The sequence below is a fragment of the Hymenobacter sp. J193 genome (assembly GCF_024700075.1).
In the GTDB taxonomy this organism is placed as follows: Bacteria; Bacteroidota; Bacteroidia; order Cytophagales; family Hymenobacteraceae; genus Hymenobacter.
The window spans coordinates 888508-900353 of the sequence record NZ_JAJONE010000001.1 but is presented as its reverse complement, the minus strand read 5'-3'; the positions used below and the strand labels follow the sequence as shown (position 1 = coordinate 900353).

7 protein-coding genes are annotated in these 11846 nt (G+C 61.3%); all 7 read right to left on the bottom strand.

Features of this window, described 5'->3' with window-relative positions; all coding sequences use genetic code 11:
- Positions 1 to 7: 7 nt before the first annotated feature.
- The gene (locus LRS06_RS03815; RefSeq protein WP_257870259.1) at positions 8 to 1861 is read right to left on the bottom strand and encodes a M61 family metallopeptidase; all 1854 of its coding nucleotides are present in this window, start codon (positions 1859 to 1861) and stop codon (positions 8 to 10) included.
- A gap of 204 nt (positions 1862 to 2065) precedes the next feature.
- A complete protein-coding gene (locus tag LRS06_RS03810) occupies positions 2066 to 2725 on the bottom strand; it encodes a trans-aconitate 2-methyltransferase (protein ID WP_257870258.1) in 660 nt (219 codons plus the stop codon).
- Positions 2726 to 2845: 120 nt separating this feature from the next.
- Positions 2846 to 3898 (bottom strand): LacI family DNA-binding transcriptional regulator, encoded by a 1053-nt coding sequence (locus LRS06_RS03805; protein ID WP_257870257.1) that lies wholly within the window; start codon positions 3896 to 3898, stop codon positions 2846 to 2848.
- Between the two features lie 298 nt (positions 3899 to 4196).
- Entirely contained in the window at positions 4197 to 5696 is a 1500-nt protein-coding gene (locus LRS06_RS03800) for a glycoside hydrolase family 30 beta sandwich domain-containing protein (RefSeq protein ID WP_257870256.1), read from the bottom strand.
- Positions 5697 to 5796: 100 nt separating this feature from the next.
- Complete coding sequence (locus LRS06_RS03795) at positions 5797 to 7938, bottom strand: RICIN domain-containing protein (RefSeq protein WP_257870255.1); 2142 nt, start codon at positions 7936 to 7938, stop codon at positions 5797 to 5799.
- Positions 7939 to 8134: 196 nt separating this feature from the next.
- Positions 8135 to 10261, bottom strand: a complete 2127-nt coding sequence (locus LRS06_RS03790) for an RICIN domain-containing protein (protein WP_257870254.1) — start codon at positions 10259 to 10261, stop codon at positions 8135 to 8137.
- Between the two features lie 93 nt (positions 10262 to 10354).
- Complete coding sequence (locus LRS06_RS03785) at positions 10355 to 11809, bottom strand: glycoside hydrolase family 30 beta sandwich domain-containing protein (protein WP_257870253.1); 1455 nt, start codon at positions 11807 to 11809, stop codon at positions 10355 to 10357.
- Between the last annotated feature and the right edge of the window lie 37 nt (positions 11810 to 11846).

Sequence of the window (11846 nt, the reverse complement as noted above, 5' to 3'; positions counted from 1 at the left end):
GCAGCTTTTACTTCGCCTTCCCATTCAGCCAGGCCGCGCGGAAAGCCAGCTGCTCGGCGGTGGGTTGCTGGCCGGCCTGCTCGGCCGTTGCCACTTCCAGGGCGGCATCTTCCTGCAGGGTAACGGGTACCGTGCGCACCTGCCCGCGGGAGCGAACTTCCACCTGCACCACGTCGCCGGGCTTGTGCTTGCTCAAGAGCTTGTCAAAAGTTTTCTGATCTTTAATGTCCTTGCCGTCCAGCTTCAGCAGCTGGTCGTTGCGGTCGAGGCCGGCGGTATACAGCGCGTCGCCCAGCATGGTGGCAGAGAGTATGGTGAGCTGATTAGTGGGAGAAAACTGCAGCCGGGCAGCTCCCAGGCTCGGGCGGCCGGCGTGGGCTTTGCGCACTACCATACCGGCCGGAGCCAGCAGCGCAGCAAAATCGGGCAGGGTGTGGCCGAAAATATGTTCCCGAAAAAACCGGCCGGCAAAGGCTGTGTCGCGGGTGGTTTCGCCCAGGATACGCTGCAAATCCGCCAGGGAGTAGGGCCGGGCCGGGGCAAAGTCGCGTTGAGGTTGGCCGTGCTGCTGCCACACGGCCCGCATAAAGGCATCGAGGTCCGTCTTGAACCGCTGGCGCAGCTCCAGGTCCAGCGCCAGGGCCTTGGCTCCGCCGATGGTGTAGTAGCTCAGATACGTATTCGGTCGGTTGTTGGGGTCGATGGCGGCGGCGGCATCCACGAAGGGGGCCTGCTGGCTCATGTGCACCGGCGAAAACCGCTTGGCGCCGGGCGCGTTCAGATGGTCATTCACCAGAAAGGACAAGCCCTCGGCTGCGTACTTGGCGTCGGAGTAGGCTCCGGAGCGGCGCAGCAGCAGGTCGCCGTAGTACTGGGTAAAGCCTTCCGCAAACCACAGGCTGTTGCTCATGTTGGCCTGGTCGAAGCGAAACGGCTCCAAGTCGCGGGGGCGGATACGCTCCACGTTCCAGGCATGGAAAAACTCGTGCGACACGGTGCCCAGGTTGTCGAGGGCGCCGCCGTTGCGCAGGGGGCGCGGGTTGGTCAGGGAAGTGGAGTTGCGGTGCTCCATCCCGTCGCCGCTGGCCTGAGGCAGATAATCCGCCACGAAGGTGTAGTGCCCGAAGTCGAAGTCGGGCAGGCCTCCGAAAATGGCGGCGGCTTCTTTCACTACTTTTTTGGTTTGCTCGGCGTAGGCATCCAGCTCGGCGTCGGTGCCGTCGTGCAGCACTTTCAGCTCAATGGTTTTGCCCTGCTCCTGCCAGCTGCGCACCTTCTGCGGCCCCAGGGAAGTAGGCGAATCCATGAGGTACTGCAGGTGAGGGGCGGTATATATGCCGGCCGTGCCGGTAGGCTGCAGCTGGGTAGCTACCTGCCAGTCGGTCGGCACATCAAAGCGCACTTCGGCGGGGCGCTGCTCCAGGCCATCGGCATAGGCCAGGGTAGCCGGGATGTTGAGGTGGGCGTGCTGGGCGTCGATGCCCGCGTAGGTGCCGTCGGTCCGGTCGCCGTAGAGCGTGTAGCTGAACTGCACCGTGCCCTGGTGAGCCGGAACCGTCCACGAATACGGGTCGGGGTGGGTGAGGGGCAAGGGACGACCCTGGGCGTCAGTAGCCCGCACGTCATAGATGTTTTTGGCAAACTCGTGCAGGGCGTAGCGGCCGGGCGAGGAACGGGCCATGTGCACCCGCAGGGGCTGGCCCGTGGGCAGCTCACTGAACGTAACCTGCACCTGGGCCTCGTGGTGGGCGGCGTTGGGGAAGCTCAGGGCGTAGCGCACGGGCGCCTGCGCCAGGGCCTCAGTTCCGAAGGTCAGGGACCCGGCCAGGGCCAGCAGGAGAGAAACGGTAGATTTTGGCATAGAGCAGAAAGAGAAAAGAAGTCAACAAAGTAAATGTAGCAGACGCCCGGCAACCAGCCTTCTATCCAGGGTTGGTCGACAGGAAAGCACAACAGGTACTCCCTGCTGCTGAGTATACACGGCAAAACAAAGCCACAGCAAGCCTGCTGCAACCCAACGGCGAAGCTGTAGCCATTGAATATGCGCGGCCCCGCCATTCCTGCCTCACGCTTCGCGAAAGATGACCGTTTCCACCATACCGCCAAACCCGTACTGCGGCGGCCCGGCGTGCAGGCCCAGCCGCGCCAGCTCTGCCCGGATGGGCGGCAGCTGCCGCCCGCTGATGCCGGTAGTCAGCCCGAAAAACCAGTACATGAGGCGCAGCATCCCACGCTGCCACCAGGTGCGGGGAGGGGCAAAATCGGCCAGCAGCCAGGGAGAACCGGCGCGGCGGGCTTGGTGGAGGCGGGCAAGGAGCGGGCGCAGACGGGGCAGATCAAATAGGTCGAGAAAGAAGAACGTAAGCACCGCATCGAACTGCTCCTGGGGTTGCAAGGCCGCTTCGGTGCCCACCCGGAATTGCACCTGGCTGAGATGAGCTGGGCAGTGCTGGTGCAGTGTGGCCTGGGCACGCTGCAGCATCTGGCCCGAAGCTTCGAGGTACAGCACGCGGGCACCCGGGCAGCGGCGCAGCAGCTCGGGCAGCACCCAGCCCGTACCTCCCCCGATGATAAGCACGTGCGGTGCGCCCGAAGGCAGGTGCGCCAGGGCCCGCAGCTGGGCCCTTTGCAGGCTTCGCCCAAACACCAGCCGGGCCAGCGGGTCGTAGAAAGCGGCTACCCGGTCAAAGCCGGAGTCGGGGAGAGGAGCAGATAAATCAGACATACTGATAACTCCGACGTTATCCGGAGACTTCCTGCTGGCGGCTATCTGTCCAAGCAATAGTCGCTTATTGAGCAACAGGCCGCGTGTCGGCGCAGACTTTCGGCAATAATGCCCTAATGACTAGGCTATCCGGGATTCCCGGGAGCGGTGCAGCGACGAATCCCGGATAACCAGCTCGGGCTTGAGCATGAGGTGAGGCGGGGAGTAAGCCGGACCGCGCTTGAGCAGCTGCAGAAACAGGCGCACGGCGGTTTCGCCCATCTGCTCGGCGCGCTGATCCACCACCGTCAGGCGGGGCTGCGTCATCGTGGTGAAGGGCTCATTGCTAAAGCAGGCCAGAGCAATATCCTGAGGTACGCGCAGGTTTTTTTCGCGCAGCACCTCCAGCGCCCCCACCGAGGGAATGGCGTAGGCCGCAAACACGCCGTTGAGCTCAGGCTCCAAAGCCAGCAGGTGCTGAATGCCGAGGCGGCCGGCGTCGTGGGTAAGGGAGGGCAGCGCGTAAACCCACTGCTCGTCGAAGGGCAGACCGTGGGCTTCGAGGGCGGCTTTATAGCCCAGGAAACGGTTGCGGCTGGTGTTCAGATGTTGCGGACCGGCCAGGTGGGCAATGCGCGTGCAGCCCTGCTCAATAAGGTGCGTGGTAGCCTGGTAGGCGCCCTGGTAATCGTCCAGAATCACCGCCATGGTGTTGGGCAGCTCGGGCATCCGGTCGAAAAATACCAGCGGCGTGCCTTGCAGGCGCACCTGCTCCAGGTGCTGGGTTTCCTGAAACGTGGTGGCCGACACCGACATCAGAATGCCCTCCACCTGCGCGGCCAGCAGCGCGTCGATATTCTGCCGCTCCCGGCGCACATCTTCGTTCGACTGGCACATCATCAGGGTGAAGCCTTCCTGGGTGGCAACTTTCTCGATGCCGTTCATCACGGCCGGAAAAAAGTAGCCGTTGATATGGGGTACAATCACGCCCAGGGTTTTGCTGTGGCCTTTGCGCAGGGCCGCCGCCAGCTGGTTGGGCCGGTAGTTAAGCTCCTGCGCCGCCTGGCGGATTTTCTCCTTCGTGGCTTCGCTGATGTCCTTGTGATTGGCCAGCCCGCGCGACACGGTGGAGGTCGACAGCCCGAGTTGCTGGGCAATGTCGCGAATCGAAATTTTTTGCCGGGGAGCAGCCATAGCGCAGCAAGTTTGATGAAGAAGAGTTTCCGCACTCTAAATAACGCAACCCCGCCCATTATGCAAGCGTCGCCCGCAATTTTTCCGAAAGCGTTGCGGAGAACAGGCAGCGGCAGCAGGAAGATAGGAGTGCCAGCTGGCTTACGGCCACCGCAAAAGTTGCGCTGAGCAAGTGGGTCGATAACAGAACAGGTCAGACCCCACTAGGAGCCTGACCTATCTGTCAGGAATCGTCAGCTGTGTTTTATAGCGGGGTAACGCCTGAGGGAAGCCTATTAAGCTGAGAAGAATCAGCTGGCTACTTTACCACAAACGTACTGATGGAATGCGGCAAACTCACGGCCGGAGCGGCCTGGCCATTGAGCCAGAGCGAGAAGTCCTGCTGCTTGTCGGAGCTGTTCATCACTACCACAGCCACCGAGCCGTCGGTATTCTGGAAGGCCGTGGTCTGCAGCCAGTCGCGCGTGGTGGCGCTGCTGATGCGCTTGGCCCCGGGCCGGATGAACTTGGAGAAGTGCCCGATGTAGTAGTAGATGTTGGTGTAGATCAGCTTACCAGTGCGGGTGTCGCCGATTAGTGGCGCGTAGCAGAAGTTCTTGACGTGGTTAGGCCCACCCTGTTCGTCGAGCAGGATGTTCCAGTCAGTCCAGCCCACGTTGCCGTTGTTGAAGTCGTTGATCATCGAGTAACCGTACTTCTCGCCAAGGGCCCAGTCGTTCACCTTGTTGAAATCGAACTTCTCGATGCAGGCCTCGGTGAGCAATAGATTCTTGCTGGGGTATGTTTCGCGCACGCGGCGCACGTTGTCGAACATCATGGAACTGCCGGTCCAGGTTTCGTACCAGTGGTAGCCCACGCCCCACACGTACTGAGCGGCTTCGGGGTCGTCTAGGATGGTACTGGCGCGCTGGTACACCTGGTCACGGTTGTGGTCCCAGGCAATGAGCTTCCGGTCGCCCAGGCCGCTTTTCTTCAGGGTCGGGCCCAGATATCCCTTGATAAAGTCGCGCTCCTCCTCGGCCGTAAACACGCAGGATTCCCACGTCTGCACAGCCATGGGCTCATTCTGAGTGCTCAGTCCCCATATGGGTATACCCTGGCGCTCATACTCTTTGATGAACTTGACATAGTGGTCGGCCCAGGCTTGGCGGTACTTGGGTAGCAGCTTGCCGCCCTTGAGACGGTTGCTGTTGTCCTTCATCCAGGCTGGTGGGCTCCAGGGAGCCACGTACATGGTTAGCTTACCGCCGGCGGCGGCAATAGCCTGCTTGATGAAGGGAATGCGGTACTGCTCGTCGTGCTTGACGCTGAAGGTTTTCAGGCTCTCGTCCTTGTCAGCTATGTAGTCGTAGGGTGCCGTTGAGAAGTCGGAGCTGGCAATGGTAGTGCGGGCCAGGGTGTAGCCAATACCTTCCTTTGGGTTGTAGTAAGCCCGCATAAACTCCTGCTGAACTGCTTTTGGCAGCTTGGCAAAGGTTTCGGCTGAGGCATCGGTGAGGGCCCCGCCAATGCCCAAAACCGTCTGGAAGGTGTGGTTGGGGTCAATGAACACGCATACCTGGGTTTCCAGAGGCTGCGGCAGCGGCTGGAAGCTTAGCTCACCGGCGGCGGCCAGGCGCTGGTTGGTGCTGGCGGCCGTGGTAAAGACCTGCACCTTGCGGCCCACGGCCGAGTAGGTTGGCGCTTTCGTGGCCGGCTTGGTCGTAGGCTTGGCGGCCGGTTTGGCGGCTTTCTGCGCTACTGCTCCCGTGGCCGACAAAGCCGCCAGCAGGAGAACGGAAAAAAACTTGGTAGACATAAAAAGAAAAATGCGGGATGATTCCGCTAATACTGCCGGCCCGTAGGTACGGACCGGCAGTAGGTGAAAAAGCAAAGCAGGCTCCCGCTACGGCCGCCGGTTAGCGGCCAATGAGCAGGCGCCGTTGCAGCAGGCCCTCAGGAGTGCCTACGCGCAGGCTGTATACGCCCGGAGGGAGTGAGGCCACGGCAAACGAGAAGTGGTTGAGGCCGGCCTGCACCGCGCGGTCCGGACCCGAAAGTACGGACCGGCCCAGTACATCTACCAACTGAATCTGTAATTTCTGGGCTTTAGGCGCCGTGTAGTCGAACGTGAGCTGGTCCTGCACCGTGGTAGGGTACAGCTGCAGACGCGCGTCAGCCTCGGGCGACACGGTAGCCAGGGCCGTGCGGGCCGCGCCCTGGTCCGAGAACCACCAGCGCTGGCTGTTGTAGCCGCCCCAGGTCCACTGGTGCGCGGCCGCGCCGTCAGCAGTGGAGCCATTTTCCACGTCCAGGGCCTTGCCGCTAAACTTATTTATGAGGCGGTAGGTACCGTCGCCGTTGCTTTCAATCTTCCAGTACTGGCTGTCCTGGGTCAGCCAGTCCCACTGGTGCGCCTTGGCGCCATCGGCCGTAGAGGGGCCGGCAATGTCCAGGCTCTTGTTGCTGTTCAGGTTTACGATGCGCACGTAGCCGCCGCCAGCATCCACCAGCTTCCACTTCTGGCTGGCCGCAGCCACCCAGGTCCACTGCTGCACCCGGCCGCCGTTTACCTGTGAGTTGTTCGATACCTCCAGGGCCTTGCCGCCGTTCTTGGAGCTGATTTCGTAGATGCGGCCAATAGCCGGGCCGCTGGGCGTAGCGGTGGTGCCGTTGTAGTTGCCGCCGCCGGGGTAGTTCACAATGCCATTCTGGTTGGGCGATACGGCGGCCACCGTCGTGTTGGGCACGCAGTTGGCGAAGCGGATGTTGGTCAGCACCTGGTTCAGGCCGGCGGGCCCGTCCACCACGTAGGGTGGGTTGATGTGCATGAAGGCCGGGTTGCTGATGTTCTCGAAGCGCTTGTACGTCCAGTGGCACCAGCCGATGCCCACCGAGTTCAGGTTCTTGGCGGCGTCGCGCATCCAGTTGTCGTTGTTCTCGCCGGTTTCGCCAATCCAGATGGGCACGTTGTGGGTAGAGCGGAAGTTGCGCAGGTTGCCGATAAAGCGCAGGTCGTTGGCCCCACCACCGGTGGAGTTCACGCCGTTGTCCATCTCATAGCCCGTGCCGCTGTAGCGGTGCGAGTTGTACACCAGGTTGGAGCGGTTGGAGAAAGTAAACGGCTCCATGTAGTTGTAGTCGTTGCCCCAGCCGTTGCCTTCCACCAAAATCAGGTGGTTGTCGCCCTGGCTCCGGATGGAGTTAATCAGGCGCTGCTGCACGTCGTGAATCTTCTGGTTGTTGGGGTAGTTGTTCGGCTCGTTGATGAGGTCGTACATGGCCACCCGGGCGTCGTTCTTATAGCGGTTCGACACGAAGCGCCACAGCCGGTCCAGCACGTCCTGGTTGATCTGGCGGTTCCAAAGGTCGTTGGCCACAATCTGGTCGGCAATGTTGGCATCGGTGCCCTGGGAGCCGGGCACGGCGTGCATGTCCAGCACCACGTACATGTTGTTGGCCTGGGCCCAGGCCAGGGTGTTGTCAATCATGGCCAGCGCGGCCATGTTGTTGGGGTCGGTGAAGAGCTGGTTGTTGTTGTACCAGCCCGTGAGCTGGCTCACGTAGGAGTCGTAGCTCACAGTGCCGCGCATCACGCTGCTGCGCACGGCCCGTTGGGCGGGCGTCAGAAACAGCTCGTAGTGCAGGGGCAGCCGCACGCAGTTAAAGCCCTTGGAGGCAATGTAGTCGAGGTCGGGCTTGGTAATGAAGTTGGCGCGGTAGTTCTGGTAGAAGGTTTCCACCGCCGCGTCGCTCATGCCCGCGTTGTAGAGGGTCTTTTTTACTGCGCCCTGCGTCTGCTTGGTGGTGCCATTTATCGTGGCCCCAGGCCAGCCCACTTTCATCATGTAGCCCTCCTGCACGGCCCAGTTTCCCAGGTTCATCCCATTCAGGATAACTTCCTGGTTGCTGGCATTCACGATGCGCTGCCCGTCGGCGCGCAGAAAGCTTTGGGCATCGGCTTGCTGGCTGAGGCCCAGGCTGGCCAGGAGCACGGGCAGCAGGTGCCGGCCGCGCCGCACACCAGTGCGCAGGGCCTTGAGAAAGGTAGGGGTGTTCATGGTTGTGGGTGTTTTGGGTATGGAAAGAAAGGGGGAGCCAGAACGGAGAACAGGTGTGCGGAAGCGGGCAGCGGGAGCGGGAAAGCGGAAGAAAACTGAATAGTTAGCGAGTAGTTAGTAAAAAGAGAAGAGGTAGGGTAATGCCACCAGCAGCGCCGCCGCGCCCGAGGGTGGCCGGCACTTGCCAGGGGGTGAGTTAGCGGGCAATGAGCAGACGCCGGTTCAGCAAGCCCTCGGCGGTATGCACCCGCAGGCTATACAGGCCGGGCAGGAGGGTGACCACGGCAAACCGGAGCCGGGTAGAACCCGCCCGTACGGCTTTATTGGCCCGGAACACCGTGCGGCCCAGCGCATCCACCAGCTCCACCCGGAGCTGCTGCGCCTGGGCGGCCGTGTAATCAAAGGCCAGCTGGTCCCGCACCGTGGTAGGGTAGAGCTGCAGCCGGGCATCGGCTTCGGGGCTCACGGCAACCCGGGCGGCCTGCACCACTCCCTGTTCCGCGAAAAGCCAGCGCTGGTTGTTGGCCCCTATATATATCTGCTGCTGCATGGCGGCGCCGTCGGCGGTGGAGCTGCTCTGCACGTGCAGAGCCATATTGCTGAGCTTGTTGATGATGCGGTAGGTGCCGTCACCGTTGCTGATGATCTGCCAGTATTGACTGTCCTGGCTAAGCCATTCCCACTGGTGAACAAGCGCCCCGGCAGCGGTGCTGGGGCCAACGATATCCAGACTCTTGTTGCTGTTCAGGTTCACGATGCGCACGTAGCCGCCGCCCGCATCTACCAGTTTCCACTGCTGGTTGTTGGTACCGGCCCACGTGCCTTGCTGCACCTGGCTGCCGTTGGCCGTTGCGTTGGCCGCTACCTCCAGGGCCTTGCCGCCGTTTTTAGAGCTGATTCCGTAGAGGGTACCAACCGCTAGGCCGCTCGGGAGGCTGCCGGCCCCATTATAGCTGCCACCATCGGGGTAGTTCACAATGCCGTTCTGGTTGGGCGACACGGCGGCCACAGTGTTGTTGGGCACGCAGTTGGCAAACTGGATGTTGGTCAGCACCTGGCTGAGGCCAGCGGGCCCATCCACCACGTAGGGCGGGTTGATGCGCATGAAGGCGGCATTGTTGCGGTCCTCGAAGCGCTTATACGTCCAGTGGCACCAGCCAATACCCACCGAGTTCAGGTTCTTGGCCGCATCCTGCATCCATGTAAACGTGTTTTCCCCGGTTTCGCCTACCCAGATGGGCACGTCATTATCGATGCGAAACTGCTTCATGGTGCCAATGAAGCGCAGGCTGTTGGGGCCACCGCCGGTGGAGTTCACGCCGTTGTCGAGCTCGTAGCCCGTGCCGCTGTAGCGGTGGGAGTTGTACACCAGGTTGGCGTTGTTGGTGAAGGTACGCTTCTCCATGTAGTTGTAGTCGTTGCCCCAGCCGTTGCCTTCCAGCAGCAGCAGGTGGTTGTCGCCCTGCGCCCGCACGGTATTAATCAGCCGCTGAAACACGTCATGGATCTGCTGGTTGCTGGGCACGTTGTTCGGCTCGTTGATGAGGTCGTACATGGCAATGCGCGCGTCATTCTTGTACCGGGCCGCAATCGTGCTCCACAACCGGTTAGTGATATCCTGGTAAATGGATTGATTCCAGAAGTCCAGCGGGGTGAGGGAGTCGGAGATGTTGGCATCGGTGCCCTGGGAGCCGGGCGCGGCGTGCAGGTCCAGCACCACGTACATCTTGTTGGCGGCTGCCCAGGCCAGGGTGTTGTCAATCAGGCGCACCGCTTCCATGCTGGCCGCGTCGGTAAACAGCTGGTCGGCGTTGTACCATTCGGTAAGCTGGCTCACGTACGAAGCATAGGTTACCGTCCCCCGAATAACACTATTGCGCACGGCCCGCTGGCTGGGCGTCAGGAACAGATCATAGTGCAGGGGCAGCCGTACGCAGTTAAAGCCCTTGGAGGCAATGTAGTCGAGGTCGGGCTTGGTAATGAAGTTGTTGCGGTAGTCCTGGTAGAAGGCTTCCACTTCCGCGTCGCTCATGCCCGCGTTGTAAAGCGCCTTTTTCACCGTGCCCTGGGTCTGCTTGCCGTCGATGCCAGGCCAGCCGGGCTTGATAATGTAGCCTTCCTGCAGAGCCCAGCCTCCCAGGTTCATGCCGTTGAGTATAACCTCCTGGTTGCTGGCATTCACGATTTTGGTGCCGCTGGCCCGCAGGAAGCTTTGAGCATGGGCCTGCCGACCGAAGCCTAAACCAGCCAAGAGCACAAGCAGCAGGCACAGCCCACGCAGAATGCTGGTTTTTAGTATCGATAGGCGAAAGGTAACAGGCATATTCTCGGGAGTTCGAGTACAAGAAAAGCGGGAAGCCAGAACAAAGACCAAAGTGCGTGGGGAGTGTATGATATATAGTTTATAATGAAGCGTTTACCATACGTAAGTGGCCACGGAGCCGCTGGCCAGCGTGGTGGTAGCTTCTTTGCCACGGTAGGCAATGCTGAAGGTTTGGGTGGCGCCGGTGTTCTGCACAATGAGCACCTTCTGGCCGTTGGGGTTTTTGAAGGCCACGTTGGGCAGCGTACTGGGCAGGTTGGTATCGATGCGCACCGAGCCGGGCCGCACAAACTTGCTGGCGTGAGCAATGACGTAGTAAGCCGGGTTGCGGCTCACGGTGCCGCCATTAATGGTGAGGGCGCCCAGGCAGGTAGAGCAGCCGCCCTCGGTGTGGGGGCCATAGTTCTGGTCGGCGGCCAGGTTCCACTCCAGCACGTTGCGGCTCCAGTTGCGCGTAGCCCCGATAATGAGGGTGCCAATGTGCCAGCCGAAGTCCCCGGCAAAGTTGCCCGGGCCGCCTATCCACTGCTCGGTGAAGTATATGTTCTTGTCGGGGTAGGCGTTATGCACCCTGGTCAGGGCGTCAATGCTGCCGCCGTAGAGGTGAAAGGCCGAGCCATCGGAGTACTTGTTGGCGGTGGCGTTGGCCAGGATTTCCAGCGGGTAGTCGGTGCGGTCGGCGTTGTGGTCGTAGAGAATAATCTTGGTCGTAAGTCCGGCTGCCTGCAAAGCCGGCCCGAGGTAGGTGCCAACGAAAACGGCCTGCTGAGATGCCGTCATGTGCATGCTGGGGTTGTTGCCATCATGGAGCGGCTCGTTCTGCACCGTAATGGCATCGATGCGTACGCCCTCGGCCTGCATGCTTTGCAGGTACTTGACGAAGAACTTGGCGTACACGCTGTAGTATTCGGCCTTCAGGGAGCCGCCTTTGTAGCTGCCGTTGGTCTTCATCCAGGGCGGCGCCGTCCACGGCGAGCCCATGATCTTGATGTCGGGGTTGATAGCCAGGATTTCCCGCAGCACCGGCAGCAAGTCCTTCTGCTCTTCGGCCAGGGTGAATTTCTCCAGCGTAGGGTCGGTCTGGCCCGCCGGCAGGTCGTCGTAGGTAAACGGCCGCTCACTCAGGTCGGAGGCCCCAATGCTGATGCGCAGATAGCTGGTGCCGATGTTGGTGTCGTCGGTGGCAAACAGCTCCCGCAGCAGCGCCACGCGGTTGGCGTCGGGCAGCTGATGAATGAGCGTGGCACTGCCGCCCGTGAGCGTGTACCCGAAGCCGTCGATGCCCTGGTAGGTAGTGGTGGTATCCACCACGATAGTCGCGCCGCTAGTAGTCCCGTCCTTGAAATTCAGAACCTGCGTGCTTTTCTGGAACAGCATCGACTGGTCGGTGGTCGTCAGCCACGTGGCTACCTGCGAGGGGCCGGTTTCCACGGGTGGCTTGGGCGGCACCGGTTTGGAGTCGGGCCCATCGGAGCCACCGCCGCAGCCACTGAGCACCAGTGCGCTGAGGAGCGTAGTGCCCACGTAGCCTGCCAGAATCTTATGCATAAGAAAGAACTGAAAAGAAAAAATACCGGGCGCGGCC